The 22068-nt window shown below is 60.1% G+C and carries 21 protein-coding genes; 10 read left to right on the forward strand and 11 right to left on the reverse strand.

Annotation, left to right across the window (positions count from 1 at the left end):
- Positions 1-490 precede the first annotated feature (490 nt).
- Positions 491-856, reverse strand: coding sequence for a YijD family membrane protein (locus tag AACR93_RS12380; protein ID WP_042032290.1), 366 nt, complete (start codon positions 854-856; stop codon positions 491-493).
- 19 nt (positions 857-875) lie between these two features.
- Positions 876-1496, reverse strand: a complete 621-nt coding sequence (gene fabR, locus AACR93_RS12385) for an HTH-type transcriptional repressor FabR (RefSeq protein ID WP_033112608.1) — start codon at positions 1494-1496, stop codon at positions 876-878.
- 147 nt (positions 1497-1643) lie between these two features.
- On the opposite strand from fabR, the gene AACR93_RS12390 reads away from it, so the two are divergent.
- The gene (locus AACR93_RS12390; protein WP_043850986.1) at positions 1644-2774 is read left to right on the forward strand and encodes a fatty acid desaturase; all 1131 of its coding nucleotides are present in this window, start codon (positions 1644-1646) and stop codon (positions 2772-2774) included.
- Between the two features lie 213 nt (positions 2775-2987).
- Here AACR93_RS12390 and AACR93_RS12395 read toward each other — a convergent pair whose 3' ends face one another.
- Positions 2988-3131 (reverse strand): hypothetical protein, encoded by a 144-nt coding sequence (locus AACR93_RS12395; RefSeq protein WP_162182404.1) that lies wholly within the window; start codon positions 3129-3131, stop codon positions 2988-2990.
- A 188-nt stretch (positions 3132-3319) separates the two neighbouring features.
- On the opposite strand from AACR93_RS12395, the gene AACR93_RS12400 reads away from it, so the two are divergent.
- Complete coding sequence (locus AACR93_RS12400; RefSeq protein WP_043850987.1) at positions 3320-3946, forward strand: lysoplasmalogenase; 627 nt, start codon at positions 3320-3322, stop codon at positions 3944-3946.
- An 80-nt stretch (positions 3947-4026) separates the two neighbouring features.
- Here the strand turns inward: AACR93_RS12400 and AACR93_RS12405 are convergent, their stop codons facing one another.
- Together AACR93_RS12405 and AACR93_RS12410 are read right to left on the reverse strand one after the other, a co-directional pair.
- Positions 4027-5580 carry a DHA2 family efflux MFS transporter permease subunit gene (locus AACR93_RS12405; RefSeq protein ID WP_041209587.1) on the reverse strand — a complete coding sequence of 518 codons (1554 nt, stop codon included), beginning with the start codon at positions 5578-5580 and terminating at the stop codon, positions 4027-4029.
- Positions 5580-6632, reverse strand: coding sequence for an HlyD family secretion protein (locus AACR93_RS12410; RefSeq protein WP_043850988.1), 1053 nt, complete (start codon positions 6630-6632; stop codon positions 5580-5582). Before AACR93_RS12410 ends, AACR93_RS12405 begins: the two co-directional genes overlap by 1 nt.
- A 96-nt stretch (positions 6633-6728) precedes the next feature.
- Between AACR93_RS12410 and AACR93_RS12415 the strand changes: the two genes are divergently transcribed.
- Entirely contained in the window at positions 6729-7631 is a 903-nt protein-coding gene (locus AACR93_RS12415; protein WP_041209589.1) for a LysR family transcriptional regulator, read from the forward strand.
- A gap of 9 nt (positions 7632-7640) precedes the next feature.
- A complete protein-coding gene (locus AACR93_RS12420) occupies positions 7641-7955 on the forward strand; it encodes a putative signal transducing protein (RefSeq protein WP_033112602.1) in 315 nt (104 codons plus the stop codon).
- Between the two features lie 6 nt (positions 7956-7961).
- On the opposite strand, the gene AACR93_RS12425 is transcribed toward AACR93_RS12420, so the two are convergent.
- Positions 7962-9245, reverse strand: coding sequence for a dicarboxylate/amino acid:cation symporter (locus AACR93_RS12425; RefSeq protein ID WP_041209590.1), 1284 nt, complete (start codon positions 9243-9245; stop codon positions 7962-7964).
- A 210-nt stretch (positions 9246-9455) separates the two neighbouring features.
- Here AACR93_RS12425 and AACR93_RS12430 point away from each other — a divergent pair, with 210 nt between their 5' ends.
- Complete coding sequence (locus tag AACR93_RS12430) at positions 9456-9701, forward strand: YecH family metal-binding protein (protein WP_033112600.1); 246 nt, start codon at positions 9456-9458, stop codon at positions 9699-9701.
- A gap of 99 nt (positions 9702-9800) precedes the next feature.
- Positions 9801-10400: a YhgN family NAAT transporter gene (locus AACR93_RS12435; RefSeq protein ID WP_042032284.1), complete on the forward strand. Its 600-nt coding sequence runs from the start codon at positions 9801-9803 to the stop codon at positions 10398-10400.
- On the opposite strand, the gene AACR93_RS12440 is transcribed toward AACR93_RS12435, so the two are convergent.
- The gene (locus tag AACR93_RS12440) at positions 10373-11356 is read right to left on the reverse strand and encodes a LysR substrate-binding domain-containing protein (protein ID WP_043850989.1); all 984 of its coding nucleotides are present in this window, start codon (positions 11354-11356) and stop codon (positions 10373-10375) included. The two genes, AACR93_RS12435 and AACR93_RS12440, sit on opposite strands and share 28 nt — an antisense overlap.
- 274 nt (positions 11357-11630) lie before the next feature.
- On the opposite strand from AACR93_RS12440, the gene tatA reads away from it, so the two are divergent.
- The 3 genes from tatA to AACR93_RS12455 all read left to right on the forward strand — a co-directional run bounded on the left by tatA (position 11631) and on the right by AACR93_RS12455 (position 13665).
- Complete coding sequence (tatA, locus tag AACR93_RS12445) at positions 11631-11792, forward strand: twin-arginine translocase TatA/TatE family subunit (RefSeq protein ID WP_033112597.1); 162 nt, start codon at positions 11631-11633, stop codon at positions 11790-11792.
- A gap of 16 nt (positions 11793-11808) precedes the next feature.
- Positions 11809-12111: a YfcZ/YiiS family protein gene (locus tag AACR93_RS12450; protein ID WP_033112596.1), complete on the forward strand. Its 303-nt coding sequence runs from the start codon at positions 11809-11811 to the stop codon at positions 12109-12111.
- Between the two features lie 129 nt (positions 12112-12240).
- Entirely contained in the window at positions 12241-13665 is a 1425-nt protein-coding gene (locus tag AACR93_RS12455) for a lytic transglycosylase F (RefSeq protein WP_043850990.1), read from the forward strand.
- Here the strand turns inward: AACR93_RS12455 and AACR93_RS12460 are convergent.
- Positions 13643-13819, reverse strand: coding sequence for a hypothetical protein (locus AACR93_RS12460; RefSeq protein WP_197077957.1), 177 nt, complete (start codon positions 13817-13819; stop codon positions 13643-13645). The genes AACR93_RS12455 and AACR93_RS12460 overlap by 23 nt on opposite strands.
- Positions 13820-13909: 90 nt before the next feature.
- Here AACR93_RS12460 and AACR93_RS12465 point away from each other — a divergent pair, with 90 nt between their 5' ends.
- Positions 13910-15157 (forward strand): phospholipase D family protein, encoded by a 1248-nt coding sequence (locus AACR93_RS12465; protein WP_043850991.1) that lies wholly within the window; start codon positions 13910-13912, stop codon positions 15155-15157.
- Positions 15158-15661: 504 nt separating this feature from the next.
- Here AACR93_RS12465 and AACR93_RS12470 read toward each other — a convergent pair.
- The 3 genes from AACR93_RS12470 to AACR93_RS12480 form a co-directional block, all read right to left on the reverse strand.
- On the reverse strand, positions 15662-18220 hold the full coding sequence (locus AACR93_RS12470) for a TRAP transporter permease (RefSeq protein WP_043850992.1): 2559 nt from the start codon (positions 18218-18220) through the stop codon (positions 15662-15664).
- Between the two features lie 106 nt (positions 18221-18326).
- Entirely contained in the window at positions 18327-19298 is a 972-nt protein-coding gene (locus AACR93_RS12475; RefSeq protein ID WP_041209596.1) for a TAXI family TRAP transporter solute-binding subunit, read from the reverse strand.
- A gap of 407 nt (positions 19299-19705) precedes the next feature.
- Positions 19706-21859, reverse strand: coding sequence for a S9 family peptidase (locus tag AACR93_RS12480; RefSeq protein ID WP_043850993.1), 2154 nt, complete (start codon positions 21857-21859; stop codon positions 19706-19708).
- Between the last annotated feature and the right edge of the window lie 209 nt (positions 21860-22068).

Raw genomic sequence — 22068 nt, forward strand, 5'->3', positions numbered from 1 at the left:
AATAGAAGGCCTTCCCGATTGGGAAGGCCTTTTTGCTATGGGCGATTTGCCTGTTGGCCACAGCGTTGCACGCCTGAATAGACACCAAAGCCCGGTTATCAGACCGGGCTTTGGTGTTTTCAGCGTCCAGAGGCCACTGAACAGTGGCTCTTGCCTAAGGGAGGGCCGCTGACAGGCCCGCTATTCCCTCCTTTTGGTATGTAATTGCGGTCATTTTTCCGGATGATTCGCAACCATTGGTACTGGATTACTCGCAGCCACCCATCCCCATCACCGGACTCCAGCCCCACAGAGAAGGGCCATATTGACCACCCCCTCCTCCATCTGGACATCAATGGTAAAGCCGAGTCGCCTGGCAAGGGTTACCATGCTGCGTTTGCTCGGCGTGGTCATGCCTGATAAATCTGCGTAGCGCAAACAAAGAGGCCTTCCCGTTGGGAAGGCCTCTTTTCTTTATCTATCAAGCGATTGCGACCACTTTGTCGACTAATCAGGGTTTCTCTTTCTTGCCGATGCTTAGACCCAGCTTGATGGAGAGTACCGCCAGCAACAGTAACATCATGATCAGGGAGAAGAAGTTGCTGCCAAGCTCCGGGTATTGCACCTTGAGCAGGGCCGAGTGACCGAAGGCGCCGATAAAGAAGCAGAGCAGGGTGCAGATGGGGGTATTGCCCACCATGGGTTCGTGGCGATAGTGCTGGAACAGCTGATAGGCAGCCAGCCAGAGAGCGATCAGCGGGAAGAAGGAGAAGGGTACGACCGCGTTGGTCAGCACCGCCAGAGACGCATCGCCACAGATGCCGATCAGCATCGCCATGGCGAGCGGTTTTTTGGGGATCACAAGCTGTTCAGTCATATCGTTCTCCGTCCTGTGGTCATGGGTGAGGTTCACGGCGCTTCTGGTTCTGTACCTCGGCGCCCATGGCAATCATCCGCAGTTGGCGAATAGTGCGATCGGAGAGTGCCCGGCACTCTTCACTGGTCATGTCGAGCGCATCGGCACCGGCGCTGAATACGATGGTAACCATGGCCTCGGCCTGGATATAGGCATCTTCCCGCGGTGCCTGGGTGGTGGCCTCCAGATAATCGGTCAGCTCGGCAATAAAGTGCTGGATCTCGCGAGCGACAGCCTGACGAAATGCGGCCGAGGTGCCGGAGCGCTCTCGCAGCAACAGCCGGAAGACGTTGGGGTTGTTCTCGACGAACTCCATGAAGGTCTGCACCGAGGTGCTGATGACGCTGCCGCCACCGGCAATGCGCTGGCGTGCCTGGCGCATCAGCTGACGCAGAGTCAGACCGCCCTCATCGACCAGGGTTAGGCCCAACTCTTCCATATCGCGAAAATGGCGATAGAAGGAGGTGGGGGCGATGCCCGCTTCACGAGCCACTTCCCGCAGGCTGAGATTGGAGAAACTCCGGTTGGCGCACAGTTGGCTGAATGCAGCATCGATCAATGTACGCCGGGTTTTTTCTTTTTGTTGAGCGCGAATACCCACGAAATCAGTCACCTTCAGCTTAACGAGGACAAATGATAACCCGAAGGCGCCTCAGGATCAGGTTTGTATCCTACTTTTTTACCATTGACCCTGGTGAAGTCGCCATGGAAAATGGCTAACAGCTGTTCGCTGAAAGGATGCAAGAAGATGGCTAGACCCCCGATTATTCTCACCAATACCCTGTTGTTCTCTCTCTCCGGACTGGTGGCGCTGGTTGCCGTGCCCTGGTATGGGATGAGCCACGGTTACGATCTCTGGCAGTGGGCTACGTTCCTGCTGCTGTTCTGTTTGAGCGGGCTCTCGATCACGGCGGGCTATCACCGCCTCTGGTCGCACAAGGCTTACAAGGCTCATCCGGCGTTGCAGTGGCTGTTTGCCATCGGCGGTGCGCTGGCGTTGCAGAACTCGGCGCTGCATTGGTCGGCGGATCATCGCCGCCATCATCGTCATGTGGATGACAACGACAAGGATCCCTACAGCGCGGGGCGTGGCTTCTGGTACTCCCATATCGGCTGGATGCTGCGGGAGTATCAGGGGGAGCAATATGGTGATTACAGCAATGTGCGGGATTTGCAGAACAACCCTGTGGTCATGTTTCAGCACCGCCACTATCTGGCGCTGGTGCTGGCGACCAATCTGGGCCTGCCGCTGCTGTTTGGTCTGATCCACGGAGACCTGCTCGGCATGTTGCTGCTGGCGGGCGTCTTGCGGATGGTGATGACGCACCACACCACTTTCTTTATCAACTCGCTGGCCCATATCTGGGGCAGCCAGCCCTACACGGATCGCAATACCGCCCGTGACAACGGCATCCTGGCCTTTTTCACCTTCGGCGAGGGGTATCACAACTTTCACCATCTGTTCGAGAACGATTACCGCAACGGTATCCAGTGGTGGCAGTTTGATCCGACCAAATGGCTGATCCGGTTTGCCTCATGGTGCGGGCTGGCGAGAGATCTGCGTTCATCGCCAGAGGAGCGCATCGAGCAGGCCAGGCTGGAGATGCAGCTCAAACGGGCGCAGGCAAGGCTCGTCAAACAGGATGATCGCGAGCTGTGGCAAGCACTGCTGCAGGAGGAGTACGCCAAGCTGAGTCAGCAGTTGCAGCACTACTATGCCAGTCGCAAGCGGCTGCTTGAGCTGCGCAAGCGCAAGGCGCTGGCGCGCTATGACCGCCTCAAGGTGCAGCTGGAATATCGCGCCTTGCGGGATGGTTTCATCGCCAGCAAACGCAACTGGAGTCGCTTGCTGGCAGGTATTGCCAGAGCCCCAGTGTAAACAAGCAGAAAAGAGAAGACCGCCACTCGGCGGTCTTCTCTTTGGTGGATCCTGCGCGCCGGTTTGGCGCCAGCATCTCGGCTTATTCGGGGTGATCCTGCTCTTGCAGCTGGCTCAGGGTCTGTTGTTCCAGCGGGCTGAGCCCCAGTTGCTCGCACGCCTGCTCAAAGCTGATCCCCAGATGGCACATCATGATATCCAATAACGGGAGGGCTAGTTGGCTTGGCTCTGCTGTTGCTGCAACTGATCCAGAGCCTGCTGCTCCTGCTGGCTGAGCCCCAGTTGCTCACACGCCTGCTCAAAGCTGATCCCCAGATGGCACATCATGATATCGATGGCGGGCAGATAGTTTTTCATAGCTTCTTCCATGGTGATCCTCCAGACCCGTCTCTTATGCCCTGAATGGTCTGGCGCGGCAATTAGACTTTAGGCTTAGTCTCACCCTTTGATCCGCCCCCTGCCACTCGGTGGGGGAATTTGTTACCCTGCACCCTGATATAAAAACGGTTGCCGTATGACAGCGAGCAACGGGTGAGGAGCAGGGCATGTTATTGAGTTTCTTGATCATCGCTTCCGGTTGGTGGCACATCCGCGCCGCCTATGGTTCAGACAGCCGCCAGTTCTATATCAGCAAGCCGCTGACCATGCTGCTCATCATCGCGCTGGCGTTTGGCTATCAGAGCTATGACCACGATGGTTCCCACGCCTGGATCCTGCTCGGCCTCTGTCTCTCGCTGGCGGGCGATGTGCTGTTGATGCTGCCAAGCGACCGCTTTATTCAGGGCCTGGCGGCATTTCTTGTCGCGCACCTCTGCTACATAGTCGGCTTTGCCCAGGGGCCGCTGGTGCTCAATCTGGTAGATGGCTTGCTGCTCCTGCTCATCGCCGCGCTGGTGTTTGGCCTGTTGTGGGGCAAGCTGGGAGAGATGCGGATCCCGGTCTTCTGCTACATGCTGGTGATTATTGGCATGGCTTGGGTGGCTGCCGGTGCCTGGCACGCTTCGCTCACCGCGGGCAGTGCGGCGGCGTTGGCTGGTGCCCTGATGTTCCTCTTCTCCGACAGCATGTTGGCGCTCGATCGTTTCCGCCGCCCCTTCCCCCACGCCAGAGCCTGGGTGATGAGCAGCTACTTTGCCGCCCAGTTCCTGATTGCGGGGTCGCTGGCGGGATGACGCCATGCAGTTGAATGCAGGCAACAGATAAAGAAAAACGGGCGTTGGCCCGTTTTTCGTTTTATTTCCCGGCTGCTTTTTTACGCCTCTATCGGCTCGGCATCCGCTGCCCGCGGGGCGGGGGATTTGAGCAGCAGCATCAGACCGCTGGCGACCAGCAGGAAGATCCCCATGATGTAGAAGACCTGGTTGTAGGCCATGATGGCCGCTTCCCGGTTGATGGTGTTGGCGAGTATGGCGTGGGCCTGCTGCTCGGCCAGCTCGGGGCCGGAACCCTGTGCCATCATGCTCTGGGCCAGCTGCAGCAGATAGGTTTGTCCCTCGATACTGCTGGCAGGCAGGGTACTGCCGATCTGGAGCATATGGGTGCGGGTGTCGTTGTCGAGCATGGTCGCTATGATGGCGATACCAAAGGCGCCCCCCAGGTTGCGCAGTACGTTGAGCAGGGTGGAGGATGATGGCACCTCGTCATGACTCAGACTGGCGGTGGCGACCAGGGAGAGCGGCACCATGATGAAGGGCTGCCCCAGCGCCCGCACGATGAGCGACTGAATGAGCTGCGGACCGGCATAGTCGGCACTCATGTTGACGTTCATAAAGCAGCTGACGGCGAAGATGAGAAAGCCGAAGCTCACCAGATAGCGCGGATCGACCTTGTGGGTCAGTTTGGGCACCAGCGGCAGCACCAGCAGCTGGGGCAGCCCCATCCACATCAGCACTTCGCCAATCTCCAGCGCGTTGTAGTTGTGGATCTGGGTCATGTAGAGCGGCAGCACATAGATGGAGCCCATCAACGCCATGCCGAGGATCAGATAGGCGAAGCAGGCCAGCGCGAAGCGCGGGTTGTGCAGCAGCCGCAGATTGACCAGCGGGTGGCGGCGCAGCAGCTGGCTGATGACGAAGAAGACCAGTGAGACGACCGAGATGATGGTCAGGCGCACAATGAAGGTCGAGCCGAACCAGTCCTCCCGGTTACCCTCCTCCAGCACCACCTCCAGCACGCCCAGACCGAGCGCCATGGTGACGATGCCGATAAGGTCGACCCGCTTGATCACCTCCCAGTCCACCGCCTTCTTGTCCAGCCCGTGCGCCAGCATGGCCATCACCAGTAGTCCCGGCGGGACGTTGAGATAGAAGATGTAGTGCCACGACATCTGCTCGGTGAGCCAGCCGCCGAGGGTTGGGCCGATGGCAGGGGCGAAGGTGGCACAGAGACCGAACAGTGCCATGCCCGTTGCCCGCTTCTGCAGCGGCAGCAGGGTAACGATGAGGGAGAAGGCCATCGGGATGAGTGCCCCGCCGGTGAAGCCCTGCATCGCCCGGAAGACGATCATGCTGGTGAGGTTCCAGCTGAAGGAGCAGAGCACAGAGGAGACGATAAAGGCGCCCGTGGTCCACAGCAGGTAACGGCGCACGCTCAGCCCCCGGCTCAGCCAGCCACTCAAGGGGATGGCGATCATCTCCGCCACCAGATAGGAGGTGGAGATCCAGGAGCTTTCGCTCAGGGTGGCAGAGAGCGCCCCCTGAATGTCCTTCAGGGAGGCGTTGGTTATCTGGATATCGAGGATGGCCATGAAGGCGCCGATAAGGCCGCCGATGACCGCGATCCAGTGGCGACGTGGAATGGGTTCCATCAGTTGGCGGCCGTCATGGCATCAGGAGTACGGGTATCTACCGTCACTTCGCTGGAGAGGCCCGGCAGCAGCTTGCCGGCGAGCTGACCCGGCTCTGGGATACGGATTTTGACCGGTACCCGCTGCACAATCTTGGTGAAGTTGCCGGTGGCGTTCTCCGGTGGCAGCAGGGCGAACTTGGCACCGGTGGCTGGCGCCAGACTGTCGATGACCCCCTCGACCGGCTGATCCGGATAGGCATCAAGCACCACTTCGACCTTCTGGCCGGGCTGCATATGGGCGAGCTGGGTCTCCTTGAAGTTGGCCTCGACCCACACCTGCTGCAGCGGCACCAGACTGGCGACCTGCATGCCGGACTGGACGTAGAGCCCCTCCCGCAGGCTGCGCTTGCCGATGATGCCATCGGCCGGTGCGCGCAGTTCGGTGTAGCCGAGCTCCAGTCTGGCCTGCTCCAGCTGTGCTTCGCTCAAGGCGAGCTTGGCCTGGTTCTGCTTGGCTTCGGCATCAAGCACCAGCAGCCGTTCGCGGGCTGCCTGCAAGGCCGCTTTGGCTTCTTGTGCCTGTGCCTGATTGACCTGCAGACCAGCCCGCACTTCATCCAGACTGTCTTGCGAGCTGTAGTGGCGCTGGTTGAGCTGGCTGATCCGGGTTACCTGCTGGCTGGCACGCAGCTGCTCGGCCTTGGCGGAGGCAACCTTGGCTTCGGCCTGCTGGATCAGGCTCAGCTGCTGGATGCGGGTCGCGGCCAGATTCTCGGCGGTTGCTTGATTGAGGCGCAGATCGGCCTCGGCCTCCGCGACCTTGGTCTTGTATTCGCGATCATCGAGACGGGCGATGAGCTGGCCCGCTTTGACCGGCTGGTTGTCGGTCACCAGCACTTCGCTGATATAGCCGGGCAGCTTGGAGCTGATCCCGGTTACCTCGCTCTGGAGATAGGCGTTGTCGGTGCTCTCGAAATAGCGGCCGTGGAGATACCAGTAGGCGGAGAAGAGGAGAGCGAGCAGGGCCAGGATCATGGCGGCCAGGAGAGGGATTTTCTTGTGTTGACTCATTTTGGAGATTCCTGAACGTAAGGGGCGCAGGCTAACACTGCTCGACTGTTTCGATTAGTATTGGTTCACGAGATATACAGTTTCACAGGTGCAACAATGGACCTCAATGCTGCGTTAATTCTGGTACGAATTGTCGACAAGGGCTCGTTTACTGCCGCGGCCCAGGAGCTGGGCATGACCAAGGCGATGGTCAGCCGGCGGATTGCCGAGCTGGAACAGCGGCTCGGGGTGCGGCTGCTCTATCGTTCCACCCGTCAGCTCACCCTGACCGAGGAGGGGGAGAAGTACTACCGGCACTGCAGCAAGGCGGTGGAGGCATTGACGGAAGCGGAGCTGATGTTGAGCGCCAGCCAGCAAGAGGTGACCGGCACTCTCAAGATGGCCGTGCCCATCGAGACGGGTCAGTTGGTGGTCGGGCGCCTGGTCGCCAAGTTTTTACAGGCTTATCCCGGCCTGCAGGTGGAGCTGGAGCTGACCAACCGGGTGGTTGACCCCATCAGCGAAGGGCTGGATGCGGTGGTGCGGATCGGCGATATGAGCGATTCCAATCTGGCCGCGCGCCGCCTCTGGAGCACCGGGAAGCTGCTCTGTGCCAGTCCGGCCTATCTGGCGCGCAGCCCGGCGATCAAGCGGCCGGAGGATCTGGCCAACCATGAGCGGGTGACGGTGAGCAACGGCTTTCTCGCTTCCCACTGGTGTTTCGAGCTGGATGGCAAAGAGGTGCTGGTTGACCCTCCCTCCCGTTTTCGGGTCAATAATATTACCTGTGCCCGCGAGGCGGCGAAGGCGGGTCTCGGACTGGCCTCGATCCCGGCCATGCTCTGTCAGGAGGAGCTGGCCAGTGGCGAGCTGGTCGCGGTGCTGCCAGAGTGGCAGCAACCCAAGGTGTCGATCTACCTGCTGTTTCCGGAGCGACAACTTATGCCGCGTAAATTGCGGGCGTTCATCGATTTCATGGTGGAGAACGGGGCCGAGTTCGGCATCGACAAGCTGCTGTAAGGGGGAGCTATGGATAACTGGATCAATCTCTATCGCGCCTCTCACACTCTGGAGGCTCATGCTCTCAAGGGGGCGCTGGAGGCGGAAGGGGTGCCGGTACGCCTCAATGGCGACGGCCTGTCAGGGGCCTTTGGCGAACTGGCGGCGGATCTGCTGCAGGTGACCCTGATGGTGCGCGCCGAGGATCGCAGCAAGGCAGGGCGGGTGATCGAACGCTATCAGCAGCGCCAGGGTAACGGCTGGCTGTGCGGTCAGTGCGGGGAGGAGAACGGCGCCAACTTCGAAGTGTGCTGGCGCTGCCATCACGATCCCCACGACAGCTGATCCTCCCTAGCGCAGGGGGACGTCGATATCTTCCCCGGCGTGTTCATCGTGATAGGTCGCCAGATCCAGCTCGTTTTCGCTGCGGGCGATCAGTACGGAAACCAGAATATCCCCCGAGACGTTGACCGCGGTGCGCGCCATGTCGAGCACCCGGTCAATCCCCGCAATCAGTGCAACCCCTTCCAGCGGCAGTCCGACCGCGGTCAGCGTGAGCGTCAGCAGCATCAGCCCGGTGCCCGGAGTGCCTGCGGTGCCGATACTGGCCAGGGTGGCGATGCTGATGATGGTCAGGTAGTCCACCAGATGCAGATCCACCCCAAATGCCTGTGCCACAAACAGGGCTGTGACCCCCTGATAGAGCGCCGTGCCATCCATGTTGATGGTGGCGCCGATGGGCAGCACCTTGGCGGTGATGGCGGGTGAGACCCCGAGCCGCTTCTCGGCGCAGGCGAGGCTGATGGGCAGGGTGCTGCTGCTGGAGCTGCTGGTGAAGGCCACTGCCTGGGCATCGACGATGCTCTTGAAGTAGTGGATCGGATTGAGCCGCGCCAACAGGAGCAGCAGGGTGCTGTAGACCCCGAGTACATGGAGCAGACAGCCGAGATAGACGGCGCCGATTACCTTGAGCAGGGGCAGCAGCAGGTCGATGCCATATTTGCTGGTCATCCAGGCCATCAGGGCACAGACGCCGTACGGGGCCAGCGCCATCACCATCTGGGTCAGCTTGAACATCCCCTCCGCCAGCGAGGTGAAGAAGAGGATAGCGGGGCGACCGCGGCGGCCACAGGCATTGAGTGCTACGGCCAGTGCCACCGCAAAGACGATCACCTGCAGGATCTTGCTGTCCACCATCGCCTCGACCGGATTGCTCGGCACCAGATGGCTCAGCACGCTGGCCAGAGTCGGTGGTGTGGTCATGCCGGGTCGTTGGTAGGGGCCCATGTCGGCACCCATGCCGGGTTCCAGCAGCCAGCCCATCATCAGGCCGATGCAGATGGCGATGGCGGTGGAGCAGAGGTAAAGGCAGCTCGCCTTGATCCCGATGCGGTCGAGCGCCTTGCCCTTGAGCAGTGAGGTGAGGCCGGCGATAACCGAGCAGAAGATCAGGGGCACCATCAGCATCTGGATGGTGTTGACGAAGAGCACGCCGATGGGTTTGAGCAGCTGAGCCTGCTCCTCGAAGCCGACGCCAAGGGCGACCCCGGTCAGCATGCCGATCAGGGTCTTCAGCCAGAGCGGGCGACGGGTCCAGATCTGCCAGGGTTTGCTTGCCTCTCCATGGAACAGCATGGCGCCAATATCCTTATCAAATGTCTGCGGTGACCAAAAATGGGGCGCTAGTGTAGCGATCCCTGCAGTGGGTTGCCACATTATCGACAAAGCGGCGTCGCTGGCCACTCTCGCAGCAGGGTAATCCGTTATTTATTGGCCTATATCAAGATCCCTCCTGACGGGAGAGGATTTAATTGACATTAAATATGTTCATTATTGAGGTGCAAGATGTCGCAATCGGTACATGGTCACGAAGTGATGGAGATGATGCTGGAACAGGATGGTCAATTTACCCGTGCCAGCCTCAAGCAGGCGATGGCACAGCGGTTCGGTGCCGATGCCCGTTTTCATACCTGCAGCGCCAGCGAGATGGATGCCGAAGCGCTGATCGACTTCCTGGCCGCTCGCGGCAAGTTCATCGAAGCAGGCGAGGGTTTCCAGACCCGTGCCGACAAGATCTGCAATCACGGATAACCCCCTTGGCGAGCGCGTGATGGCGCTCGCTCAACTTCTCGCCCTTTGCTATATTTCGCCCCCTCCCATTCCCAATTCAAGGCGTAGCCCGGGCGTTGTATGGATACTTTCTCTGCCGCAGTCATGCTGTTTCTGATTATGGACCCGCTGGGCAACCTGCCGGTCTTCCTCTCCATCCTGCGCCATATCGATCCCAAGCGGCGGCGCAAGGTGATGATCCGCGAGCTGCTCTTCTCGCTGGCCATCATGATGCTCTTCCTCTTTGTCGGTCAGCAGATCCTCGGCTTCCTCAACCTGCGACAGGAAGCGGTCAGCATTGCCGGCGGCATCATCCTGTTCCTGATCGCCATCAAGATGATCTTCCCGAGTGAAGGAGGCGTGACCGGACTGGCGGCGGGCGAGGAGCCCTTCCTGGTGCCGATGGCGATCCCGATGATCGCCGGCCCCTCGATCCTCGCCTCTTTGATGCTGCTGGCCAATCAGGAGCCCACCCGCATGGTGGACTGGTCGCTGGCGCTCTTCATGGCATGGGCCGCCAGCGCGGTGATCCTGATGTTCTACGAGGTATTCAACAAGCTGCTGGGTGAGCGTGGACTCACTGCGGTGGAGCGGCTGATGGGGATGCTGCTGGTGATGATCTCGGTCCAGATGCTGCTGGACGGGGTTCACCACTACTTGCAGGTAACGGGCGCGCCTTGATCGGCGCGTGACTCCAGCTGACTCAGGATCAGGGTCAGCAGAGTTTCCCGCAGCCAGCGATGGCCGGGATCTTCCTCATGACGCTGATGCCAGATAAGCAGGTGCGAGATGCTGTCCAGCTCGATGGGCAGCGGCAGTTGCAACAGTGGGTAGACCTGGGTCGCGTGACGGGCATAGAGCTTGGATAGGGTGACGATCATATCGGAGTGCATACCCATCCGCAGCGCTGCTTCGAATGAGGGAACACTCGCCTCGATACGCCGGTAGAGATCGTGCTCTGCCAGCTTGTGATCCAGCATCCAGCGATCCCGCCCTTCGCAGTAGGTCTGGACATGGGGATAGCTGAGGTAGTGGTCGAGATCCCAGCGTGGCTCCTGCAGGGCGGGGTGGTGCTGTTGCACCAGACAGGTGAGGCCATCGATGGCGAGCAGTCGCTGGCAGATGCTGCCAGGCAGGGTATCGAGGCGGTAGTCGGAGTCGATACAGTTCTCCCGCACCGTGAAGGCGATATCCACCTGTCCCTGACTCATCTCGGTCAGGCTGTGCTCGGTCCACTCCTCATAGCGCAGCCGCAATCTGGGGGCCTGTCGCTTCAGCTCGCTCAGGTAGAGCGGGGCAAACAGGGTGAAGGCGCTGTCCATGCTGGCGATGACAAACTCCCGATCCGAGTTGGCGGGGTCGAACTCCGGCGGCTGGATCAGGTTGTCCAGCGACAGCAGGATGGGTTGCAGCTGCTGTTGCAGCACCAGTGCGCGGGGGGTCGGTTCCAGCCCGTAAGCGGAGCGGATAAAGAGGGGATCGTCGAAGGTTTCCCGCAGTCGGCCGAGCGCCTTGCTGACGGCGGACTGACTCAAATGCAGTCGTCTGGCCGCCTTGCTGCCGTTGCGCTCCTCCAGCAGAACCTGCAGGATAATCAGCAAATTGAGGTCGATGCGACCCAGTTGTTCCAGCAGCACGATATGAATCCTCTTCAATTCTAAGATGAATTTATACCATTTGTTTTCATATCTTGGCGATCTTATCCTCAATTTGTCTCTGGCTCGGATGAGCCACTGGTACAGGATGTAGCGGTTGAGGGGACACGTAGCACAATCAATATGGCGACCTTCGGGTCGCCCTATTTTTTGTAGTGATTTATTTGCTCACTTGCACCCGCCTTGATTTTGCCCAACAATTCTTGCGCTCTGTTTTGATACAACTGATAGATATCTCTCTTTGAGGAGCATCCCTATGGGACTCGGTGGAATTCATATCTGGCACATGTTGATCCTCTTGCTGGTGGTTGTGCTGGTGTTTGGCAGTAAGCGTCTGGCCAGTGCGGGTGAGGATCTGGGAACCGCCATCAGGGATTTTCGTAAAGCCATGCGTGACGATGAAAATCATCCGAAATAAGCAGTAGGAGTAAAGTATGTCTGTTGACGAGAAAGTTGAACTGAACGAAACCTGCGACAGCTGTGGCTGTTTTGCCGAGATCGGCACCATCATCGGTGAAGGCGATGATGTGATGGAACTGGTGATCGAAGCCGCTGCCGAGGCTGATGCCCGTGCCAAGCTGGCTGCCTATGAAGCTCTGGCCAAGCAGGTGACTGCCGAAGCCAAGAGCAGCAGTGAACTGACCCAGGGCGCCAACGGCGTGATCCTGAAAGCCCGCCTGCAATTTACCTGCACCGCCGAAAAACTGATCTTCGAAATGCGGGCCCGCTCTATCTGAGCCCTCTGATGACGCGGCAGGCCAGTCCTGCCGTGTTGACCCTTCTGCTGTGGGTCTGCGTTCTATAGTTACTCTATCCCACAGACGGTTTTGCCCGGCGCGAGTCGGCCAACAGAAGGCGACAACATCATGATGCGGCACTGGATCTGGGGCCTGCTGGCTCTCTGGTCTCTCCCTCTGCTGGCGGCCGATCTCAAGCCTCAGCGTCTTCCCCAACCCGGGGATCTCGAATCCATTTTGCAAAAGCGCGAACTCAGGGCTCTGGTGGTCTATGAGCGCGGCTTCTATTTCCTCGACAAGGGTGCCCAGTACGGCATTCTGGTCAATCAGCTGCAAGGGTTCGAGCGCTGGCTGAACAAGACCTATCTTGCCAGGGAGAAGGTGCCGCTCAAGGTGGTCTATATCCCGGTTCGGCAGGACAAGCTGCTCGATTATCTGGCGGAGGGGCGCGGCGATCTGGTGGCGGCCAATATGACGGTGACTCCCACCCGGCGCGAGCAGGTGACCTTCTCCCGGCCGCTGATCTCCTCCATCGAGGAGTGGGTGGTCAGCCAGAATACGCTACCCGCCTTCAACCGCATTACCCAGCTCTCCGGCCGGCGGGTCTGGGTGCGCGCCAGCTCCAGCTATTGCGAGAGTCTGCGCCAGCTCAACTGGCTGTTTCGCGAGCTGGGGCTGCCTCCTGTCTATATCGAGACAGTGCCCGAGTATCTGCAGGATGGCGATCTGCTGGAGATGGTGGCGGCCGGCATCATTCCGCTGACGGTGACCGACAGCTACAAGGGGCGGATCTGGCTGGGGGGGATGATCTCAGGCCTCAAGGCGCACAAGCTGATCCCCCTGCGCAGCAAGGGCACCAGTGCCTGGGCGCTGCGCAAGAACAGCCCCGACCTCCTTAAAGCGGTCAACCGCTATCTGGCGGGGGCCAGTCGCAACAGTCTCTATAGCGACATGACCCTGCGCCGCCTGCTGGCCCGCAGCGACCAGATGAGCAACATACTGGCACCTGACCCCATGGGGCGGCTGGCAACCATTCGCAAGGTACTGGAGAAGTATGCCAAGCAGTACGAGCTGGACTGGCTGATGCTGGCAGCGCTGGCATACAAGGAGTCCGGTCTCAACCCCGCTATCCGCTCCGAGAAGGGGGCTGTCGGCATCATGCAGCTGCTGCCCAGCACCGGTCGCGAGGTCAATATCACGGGGGCCAGACTGACGACGCTGGATGGCAACGTCGAGGCGGCCTGCCGCTACTTGCGCCTGATCCTCGATACCTACTTCAACGATCCCAATCTGGATCTGCTCAACCGCCACCTCTTTGCGCTTGCTGCCTACAATGCCGGGCCGAACCGGGTTCAGGCCCTGCGGGACAAGGCGGGCAGGCTGGGGCTGGATCCCAATGTCTGGTTCGGCAACGTGGATCAGCTGGTGGCCAACGAGGTGGGGCAGGGGCCGATCAACTATGTCGGCACTATCTACAAGTACTATGTTGGCTATCGCTTCAGCCTGCCCCAGATCGAGGGCAAGGCTGCGGCTATCGAAGCGGCTCAACCATAAGCCGATTGACCGGCTGAGCCTCCGGCGTGGTCGGTAGCGGCCAGCCACCATCCCTGTGCAGCAAGAACCAGTGGGCCGACTCGGTGCCGGGTGTTTGATCCGGCTGGTGGAGCTGGCCCAGATAGCGCAGCATAGGGGTATCGTGCAGTTCCATAGCAACTCCCTGTTTCGAGATACTCAAAGTGTCGATATACGAAGAGGCTTGCTGCGTTATGACACCTGGCCATGACAGCAGGATGACAAGATGATCCCCGGATCCTTTGCCCTGATCGACGACCCGGCCCTGGCGCTCAAGGTGCGCTGCCACTGGATCCGCTCCGCCCGCGAGCAGATCCAGGCGCAGTACTACAGCTGGGAGGAGGACAGCAGTGGCAAGCTGCTGCTGGGTGAGCTGCTCCATGCCGCCCGGCGCGGAGTCAGGGTACAGCTGCTGGTGGATGATCTCTATGCCGGGGACAACCGCTTTCTGGAGATGGTGGCTCACTGTCCCGGTATCGAAGTGCGGCTGTTCAACCCCTTCTGGTTAAGGGGCTGGCGGCCGCTGGCCCTGCTGCTGGAGGGGATCTTCACCTTTCGTCGCATCAATCACCGGATGCACAACAAGCTGCTGCTGGTGGATGGCAAGCTGGCGCTTATCGGTGGCCGCAATATTGGTGATCGTTATTTCGGGCTGGATCCGGAAGCTCCTTTCGTGGATCTCGATCTTGCCTGTCAGGGGGCTATTTGCGAGCAGATGATGGCGGGTTTCGCCCAGTTCTGGCAGAGCCGCTGGAGCCACCCTATCCGTCATCTGTTGCGCCGAAGATTGCAGCCCGCCGAAATTCGTGTGGTCAACGATTTCCTCCTCACCATGGCGGATCCCGCGGTCGCTGCCGTTTATGATCTGCCTGCCTCCCTGTTTGACGGCAACGAGCCTGCGCTTGCATGGCATACCGGTCGGGCCGAGGTCTGGTTTGACCGCCCCGGCAAAGGGCTGGTTTCCCGCCCGGTGACCGCTCGCCAGCTCTGGCGACAGTTGGCTGAGGCTCCTTCCACGCTCCGCATGGTGACTCCCTATCTGATCCTCACGGGCGGTTTTCGGCGCCGTTTGCAGCGGTTGCGTCGGCAGGGAGTGGTGATCGAGATCCTCACCAACTCGTTGGCCAGCACGGATGTGCCGCTGGTGCATGGAGCCTACCAGCGTCACAGGGGTTGGTTGCTGCGTCAGGGGATCCGGTTGTGCGAGTTTGATGAAGGGCAAGGCAGCCTGCACGCCAAGCTGATCCTGTTGGGAGAGGAGCGCGCCCTGTTTGGCAGCCTCAACCTCGATCCCCGCTCGCTATTTCTCAATACCGAACTGATGTTGCAGCTGGAGTGTGCGCCCATCTGCAAGCAGTTGCAGGCGTGGTTGTTGCAGTGGCAAGGGCAGGGTGAACCACGCAAAGCGGAAGGGTGGTCACGGCGTCTGGTTGCCAGGCTCAGCGACTGGTTGCCACTGCATCGCTGGTTGTGAGCTGACCATTTTTTGTGCGAGATCTCGCAAAGGCGTGTAGGCCTTTGCCGATGCACATCGCGGGTGAATAGCCATAACCGAGTCTATCTAACTGTTTTATAACCAGTTCATGGTGGTGATAAGGCTGTTTTTTGTACCGACATGTGAATGGATTGGGCATAAAATCGTTTTTTATTTTGTTTTTCTGCGTAATATTTCAGTTGCAAGGACAAACACGGTGGCTTGCTGCCGTGTGGAAGAGGGTTGTAACGGGTTGCTGGCCACTTGTATCGCTGCAACTGGCGCTGACTTCTGATGGGTAGCGAACTTTCGGGAGGTTCGGAGAGGCGCCCGCGACGACCGGATTCCAATATGGAACATGCTTATTTGCGAGGGGGTGACATGGATATGTCACCCCACTTTTTTTCTGGCTGAAGGCGGGGGTTATCCCCTGGTATCAGCGCTTCAAAAAAGAGGGCCGCTGTCGCGGCCCTCTCTCGTTTCTCATACAGATGCGGGAATCCATCAGCCTGCGCTGACCGTCACGCGGCGGCGCTGTAGCCAGATGATGGCGCCAAACAGCAGGAAGCCCGGGATCCACATTAGCTCTTTGCGCCAGCGGTCGGTCGGCGCCTTGACGGCCAGGATCTCCTGATCGAACTCCAGCCCCATGGCGGCGGCCGGGCTGCCGAAGGCGACGCTGTCGATTAGCGTCTTGCCATCCTGCTCATAGAGGGTGAGCCCCAGATTGGCCAGCCGCTCTTCACCCGTGGCCCCTTCCGGTACGGGCACCAGCAGGGTGAACTGGCGCGGCTTGCCGACCGCATCCTCTCCCATGACCCGGACGCGCAGGGGACTTTCCGCTTCCACCTCGCCCATGGTCCGGGCCAGCTGGGCAGGCGGTGTCTGGCGATAGGGATCGTGGGCCAGATCCATCCAGAAGCCGGGGCGGAACAGGGTAAAGGCGACCAGCAGCAGCAGGATGCTCTCGTACCAGCGGCTCTTCACCAGAAAGTAGCCCTGAGTCGCCGCGGCGAAGATCAGCATGGCAATGGTGGCCACAATGAAGATCAGCACCCCGTGGGCGAAGTCCACGTTGATGAGCAGCAGGTCAGTATTGAAGATGAAGAGGAACGGCAGCGCTGCGGTGCGCAGGCTGTAGTAAAAGGCGGTGAGACCGGTACGGATGGGATCCCCTTTTGACACGGCGGCTGCCGCAAAGGAAGCCAGACCCACCGGTGGCGTCACATCCGCCATGATGCCGAAGTAGAAGACGAACAGATGCACCGCGATGAGCGGCACGATCAGCCCGTTCTGCTGCCCGAGCGTCACCACTACCGGCGCCAGCAGGCTGGAGACCACTATGTAGTTGGCAGTGGTCGGCAGCCCCATGCCGAGGATCAGGCTGAGCAGGGCGGTCAGCAGCAGCATCAGCAGCAGATTGCCCATGGAGAGCATCTCCACCAGATCCGCCAGTACCAGCCCGACGCCGGTCTGGGAGACGGCACCGACTATGATCCCCGCCGTAGCGGTCGCAATACCGATGCCGATCATGTTGCGGGCACCGGCAACCAGTCCCTCGCGCAGATCGACAATGCCGTCGTTGAAGTTGCCGTAGTCGTGCTTGCCGTCGCGGCGCAGCCAGTTGAGCAGCGGTCGCTGGGTCAGCAGGATAATCACCAGCATCACGGTACCCCAGAAGGCGGAAAGGCCGGGCGAGAGGCGCTCCACCATCAGGCACCACACCAGCACCACGACCGGCAGCAGGAAGTGAAGGCCGGAGAGCAGCACGGTGCGGGTGTTGGGCAACTCTTCAAGGGGCTTGTCCGGATCTTCCGTCGGCAGGGGATCATTGCTGGCTGCGATCTTCAGCAGACCCAGATAGGCGATGGCCAGCAGCAGGCCGATACCGGGCAGGGCATAGTCGCCCAGCGCCGGTTTGAGCCAGCCCAAGCCATAGTAGACCGCCATCGACAGTCCGCTGATGAGGGCCGCGCCAAAGGCAAAACCGGTCAGACGGTGCAGCCAGGGTTTCGGCTGATGGTTGCCGATGGGCTGCATGCCGAGCTTGAGCGCCTCCAGATGGACGATGTAGAGCAGCGCTATGTAGGAGATGGCCGCAGGCAGAAAGGCGTGCTTGATGATCTCCACGTAGGGGATGCCCACGTATTCGACCATCAGGAAAGCCGCAGCCCCCATCACTGGCGGCATGATCTGGCCGTTGACCGAGGAGGCCACTTCAACTGCGCCCGCCTTCTCTTTCGAGAACCCCACCCGCTTCATCATGGGAATGGTGAAGGTGCCGGTAGTGACTACGTTGGCGATGGAGGAGCCGGAGATGAGGCCGGTGAGGCCGGAGGCAACTACCGCCGCCTTGGCCGGGCCGCCGCGCAGGTGACCCAGCAGGCTGAAGGCGAGCTGGATGAAGTAGTGGCCGGCACCAGCCCGCTCCAGCAAGGCGCCGAACAGCACGAACAGGAAGACGAAGCTGGTGGAGACGCCGAGGGCGATGCCAAAAACCCCCTCGGTGGTGATCCACTGGTGGTTGGCCAGCGCAGTGAAGCTCACTCCGCGGTGGGCCAGCAGCCCCGGCATCCAGGAGCCCGCCAGACTGTAGGTGAGAAAGACGATGGCGATGACCGCCAGCGCCGGCCCCAGCGCACGACGCGCCGCTTCGAGCAGCAAAGGTATGCCGATACAGGCCGTCACCAGATCGGCGGTGGTGAGGTTGCCCGGTCGCTGGGCCAGTGCCTGATACATCACGAAGAGGTAGGAGGCCGCGCCGGCCGCGATCAGGGCGAGGGCGATATCGCTAAAGGGGACCCGATCTCGCGGTGAGGTGCGAAACGCCGGAAACACCAGAAATGCCAGCAGCAGGGCAAAGGTGAGGTGAATGGAGCGGGTTTCGGTGTCATTGAGCACGCCAAAGCCGAGCATGAAGGGGAGCGGCGAGGCGATCCAGAGCTGGAACAGTGACCAGGCCAGCGCCAGCAGGGTGATGATGCCACCCATGGCACCAGCAGGGAGCCGTGCGCCCACATCCTGGGCGATCAGCTCCTCGGTAGAGAGTTGTTTGTCTTGCATAGGGTTAATTTGTGCCCACCAGTACAACAAGAGCGACACCCGCCCCCGCAATCAGGGGTGCGGCAGACGGGGGTCGGTGAGAGTGACAGCGGCCCGGGGTCCGCGCTTAGATCCAGCCGCGCTCTTTGTAGTAGCGGGCAGCCCCTTCATGGAGCGGTGCTGAGAGCCCCACCTTGATCATGTCGGCCTCTTGGAGGTCGGCGAAGGCCGGGTGCAGGCGCTTGAAGCGATCCAGATTGTCGAACACCGACTTCACCAGCTGGTAAACCACTTCGGGGTCGGTCTTGGCGCTGGTGGAGAGTACCGCCTTGCCACCAATGGAGGGGGTCGGCTGGTCACTGCCCTTGTAGATGCCACCCGGAATTTCAGCCTTGGTGTAGTAGCTCTTCTCGGCCAGCAGCTTGTCGATCTCGGCGCCGGTGACCGGCACCAGCACTGCGTCAGTGGTGGTGGAGGCTTCCTGAATGGCGCCATTGGGGTGGCCGACGAAGTAGCTCATGGCGTCGATGTTGTTGTCACCGAGGGCGGAGGCCTGTTCGGCCGGCTTGAGTTCGGAAACCAGACCGAAGTCGCCCTTCTGCCAGCCCTTGACCGCCATGATCTCTTCCATGGTGTCGCGCTGGCCTGAGCCCGGGTTGCCGATATTGACCCGCTTGCCCTTGAGATCATCGAAGCCGGCGACCTTGGCATCCTTGCGAGCCAGGATGGTGAACACCTCGCTCTGCAGGGAGAAGACGGCGCGCATGTCATCCATGGCTCCTTCCGCCTGGAAGGGGGGCAGCCCTTTCATCGCCTTGAACTGGTGATCGGATTGCATGATGCCGAAGTTGAATTCGCCGCTGCGAATGCCGTTGACGTTGGCCACACCGCCGCCGCTGGCCGGGGCATTGCACTTGATCTGGTGATCGGACGCGCCGCGATTGAGGAAGCGGCAGATCGACTGGCCCGCGACATAGTAGACGCCGGTCTGGCCGCCGGTGCCTATGGTCACGAAGCGCTCCTGCGCCTGTACCGGGCCACCAAACGATACGCCGACCAGAGCAGCCGACAGGGCGCATGCCAGGGATAATCCTTTCATGTTTTCCATCCTTTTCATTGAGTTATCTCACCCGTTCCACGAGTGAATTTATGGCGAGCCTGCGGCGGGAGCCGGGCTGACCGATAGGGCCTCGTACGAGGAAAAGGTCGGGCTGTTACCCCCTCCCAAAAAAGCCACCATCATCCTGCGGTGAGATAACCGGCGTCCTGCCGGCAGAAGATAATTTGGCCCCTGAGGGGCCAAAGAAAAAGTTGTAACGGCTTCGATTAAGCACATCTCGCCAACAACAATCAAACAAAAGGGCAAAAAAGCAGCGTTTAATATCGAAAAGTTTGATGCCGATCATTAATTTGTTGATCGGGGATTAATTGTGCGGGAGTCGGGTGGGGAGTTGCGGAAGGTTTCTTTTGTAGCCCTTGCGTGGCAAGGGCTAGCGTCATATGAGATCAGTTTGCCGGGGCAGCCAGATCCAGGATAAAGGCGTACTCCAGCGCGATATCTTCGTAGGCTTTGAAGCGGCCCGACTTGCCACCGTGGCCGGCATCCATGTCGGTATTCAGTAACAACTTGTTATCATCCGTCTTCAGCTCGCGCAGCTTGGCGACCCACTTGGCGGGCTCCCAATATTGCACCTGGGAGTCGTGCAGCCCGGTGGTGACCAGCAGGTTGGGGTAGGCTTGCGCCTTGACCTGATCGTAGGGGCTGTAGCTCTTCATGTAGTCGTAGTAGCGCTTCTGGTTCGGGTTGCCCCACTCGTCATACTCCCCGGTGGTGAGGGGGATCGACTCGTCCAGCATGGTGGTGACCACATCGACGAAGGGCACCTGCGCCACCACGCCGCGATAGAGTTCGGGCGCCTGATTGATGACGGCACCCATCAACAGACCGCCGGCGCTGCCGCCCATGGCGTAGACCTGATCCCTGGCACCGTAGCCTTGCTCGACCAGTGCCTTGGTAACATCGATGAAGTCATTGAAGGTGTTCTGTTTTTTCAGCAGTTTGCCATCTTCGTACCAGGGGCGACCCAGCTCCTCGCCACCGCGGATATGGGCGATGGCGTAGACGAAGCCGCGATCCAACAGGCTCAGGCGTGAACTGCTGAAGTCGGGATCCATGCTGGCGCCGTAGGAGCCGTAGCCATAGACCAGCAGCGGATTCTTGGCCGAATCGGCGAGACCTTTCTTGAACTTGTCCTTGCGATAGACCAGCGATACCGGCACCGATACGCCGTCGCGGGCGGTGACCCAGAGCCGTTCGCTGGCATATTGATCAGCCTTGAAGCCTGCCACCGGCTGTTGCTTGAGCAGGGTGCGCTGGCCGGTTGCCATGTCCAGCTCATAGGTAGAGGAGGGGGTGGTCATGGAGGAGTAGCCATAACGCAGGGCGCTGGTATCCGGCTCCGGGTTGTAGGCGAGCCAGGTGACGTAGGCAGGGTCGTCGAAGGCGATCTCCTTCTGCTCACCGCTCTGCCAGTTGACCTGACGCAAGCGGGTCAGCCCCTTGCTGCGCTCTTCCAGCACCAGCCAATCCTTGAACAGGGCATAGCTCTCCAGCAGCACCTCGGGGCTCGGGGCAATCACCGGCTTCCAGCGATCGACCGGGCTCTCCTTGGTTTCGTAGAGGCCGAAGTTCTTGCCATCCTTGTTGGAGCGCACATAGAAGCGGCCGCGGTAGTGATCCAGGCTGTATTCGTGATCTACCTTGCGCGGCAGGAACAGGCGCGGTGCGTGTTCCGGCAGGTTGGCATCGATCAGCCGCGCTTCGCCGGTGGTAGTGCTGGAGAGGGCGATGACGATGAAATCTTCCGAGGTGGTGGCGTAGAGGCTGACGTAGAAGGAGTCATCCTTCTCCTCGTAGACCAGCTTGTCCGTGGCCGGATCCGTACCGAGCGTGTGGCGGTAGACCTGATAGGGGAGCAGGGTCTGCGGGTGCTTGCGCACATAGAAGACGGTCTTGTTGTCGTTGGCCCACACCAGATTGCCGGAGGTGTTCTCCAGCGTGTCGGCGGCCCACTTGCCGCTCTCCAGATCGAGGAACTGGATCTTGTATTGGCGGCGGGAGAGATAATCCTCCGCCACCGCCAGCCAGCGGTTGTTGCGACTCACCTCAAGGGCGCCGAGGGCATAGAACTCGTGCCCTTCTGCCCGCTGGTTGCTGTCGAGCAGCAGGTTTGCCTGCTCCTCTCCCAGCCTGGTGCGGGAGTAGATTGCGTACTCCTTGCCCGGTTCATAGCGGGTCTGGTAGCGGTAGCCATTCTTCACATAGGGAACCGACTCATCCTGCTGGGGGATGCGGGCCACCATCTCCTTGTAGAGTTGCTCGCGCAGCGGCTTGGTCGGCTTGAGCATGGCTTCGGTATAGGCGTTCTCGGCCTCGAGGTATTGCAGCACTTCCGGCGCCTGACGCTGGTCGTCACGCAGCCAGTAGTAGTTGTCGATCCGGGTGTCCCCATGCTTTTTCAGTGTGCGGGGATGTTTGGCGGCCACGGGCGGCTGGATTGAGGTGTCAGGTGTCGTCATGGCAGGCTCTTCATTGGCATAAGTAGGGGGGAGAACTGTCAGAAAGGCTAGCAGCAGAACTCCTCGGGAAAAGGTAAACATGTCGCATCCTTGGCGCTGGAAAGGGTTGGCAGACCTGAGCATCGGCTCCATGAATTGGCGTTAAATCTGCCCCTTGTTGCCGATTGTTGCAAGCAATCCCTTGTTATTGAAGGAAAAGCAAACAAAAAAGGCCGCCATCTCGCGATAGCGGCCCCTTCTCTGGCCATGAGCGGCAAGAGTCCGCTCAGGTGTGCCTCACATGATAGTGG

Origin of the sequence: Aeromonas sp. L_1B5_3 (assembly GCF_963866575.1) — a bacterium.
In the GTDB taxonomy this organism is placed as follows: Bacteria; Pseudomonadota; Gammaproteobacteria; order Enterobacterales; family Aeromonadaceae; genus Aeromonas; species Aeromonas jandaei.

Bases quoted from the DNA above. Each gene is read 5' to 3' on its own strand.
- AACR93_RS12380 (WP_042032290.1), bottom strand. From the start codon at position 856: ATGACTGAACAGCTTGTGATCCCCAAAAAACCGCTCGCCATGGCGATG.
- AACR93_RS12390 (WP_043850986.1), top strand. From the start codon at position 1,644: ATGGCTAGACCCCCGATTATTCTCACCAATACCCTGTTGTTCTCTCTC.
- AACR93_RS12395 (WP_162182404.1), bottom strand. From the start codon at position 3,131: ATGAAAAACTATCTGCCCGCCATCGATATCATGATGTGCCATCTGGGG.
- AACR93_RS12400 (WP_043850987.1), top strand. From the start codon at position 3,320: ATGTTATTGAGTTTCTTGATCATCGCTTCCGGTTGGTGGCACATCCGC.
- AACR93_RS12405 (WP_041209587.1), bottom strand. From the start codon at position 5,580: ATGGAACCCATTCCACGTCGCCACTGGATCGCGGTCATCGGCGGCCTT.
- AACR93_RS12410 (WP_043850988.1), bottom strand. From the start codon at position 6,632: ATGAGTCAACACAAGAAAATCCCTCTCCTGGCCGCCATGATCCTGGCC.
- AACR93_RS12415 (WP_041209589.1), top strand. From the start codon at position 6,729: ATGGACCTCAATGCTGCGTTAATTCTGGTACGAATTGTCGACAAGGGC.
- AACR93_RS12420 (WP_033112602.1), top strand. From the start codon at position 7,641: ATGGATAACTGGATCAATCTCTATCGCGCCTCTCACACTCTGGAGGCT.
- AACR93_RS12425 (WP_041209590.1), bottom strand. From the start codon at position 9,245: ATGCTGTTCCATGGAGAGGCAAGCAAACCCTGGCAGATCTGGACCCGT.
- AACR93_RS12430 (WP_033112600.1), top strand. From the start codon at position 9,456: ATGTCGCAATCGGTACATGGTCACGAAGTGATGGAGATGATGCTGGAA.
- AACR93_RS12435 (WP_042032284.1), top strand. From the start codon at position 9,801: ATGGATACTTTCTCTGCCGCAGTCATGCTGTTTCTGATTATGGACCCG.
- tatA (WP_033112597.1), top strand. From the start codon at position 11,631: ATGGGACTCGGTGGAATTCATATCTGGCACATGTTGATCCTCTTGCTG.
- AACR93_RS12450 (WP_033112596.1), top strand. From the start codon at position 11,809: ATGTCTGTTGACGAGAAAGTTGAACTGAACGAAACCTGCGACAGCTGT.
- AACR93_RS12455 (WP_043850990.1), top strand. From the start codon at position 12,241: ATGATGCGGCACTGGATCTGGGGCCTGCTGGCTCTCTGGTCTCTCCCT.
- AACR93_RS12460 (WP_197077957.1), bottom strand. From the start codon at position 13,819: ATGGAACTGCACGATACCCCTATGCTGCGCTATCTGGGCCAGCTCCAC.
- AACR93_RS12465 (WP_043850991.1), top strand. From the start codon at position 13,910: ATGATCCCCGGATCCTTTGCCCTGATCGACGACCCGGCCCTGGCGCTC.
- AACR93_RS12470 (WP_043850992.1), bottom strand. From the start codon at position 18,220: ATGCAAGACAAACAACTCTCTACCGAGGAGCTGATCGCCCAGGATGTG.
- AACR93_RS12475 (WP_041209596.1), bottom strand. From the start codon at position 19,298: ATGAAAGGATTATCCCTGGCATGCGCCCTGTCGGCTGCTCTGGTCGGC.
- AACR93_RS12480 (WP_043850993.1), bottom strand. From the start codon at position 21,859: ATGTTTACCTTTTCCCGAGGAGTTCTGCTGCTAGCCTTTCTGACAGTT.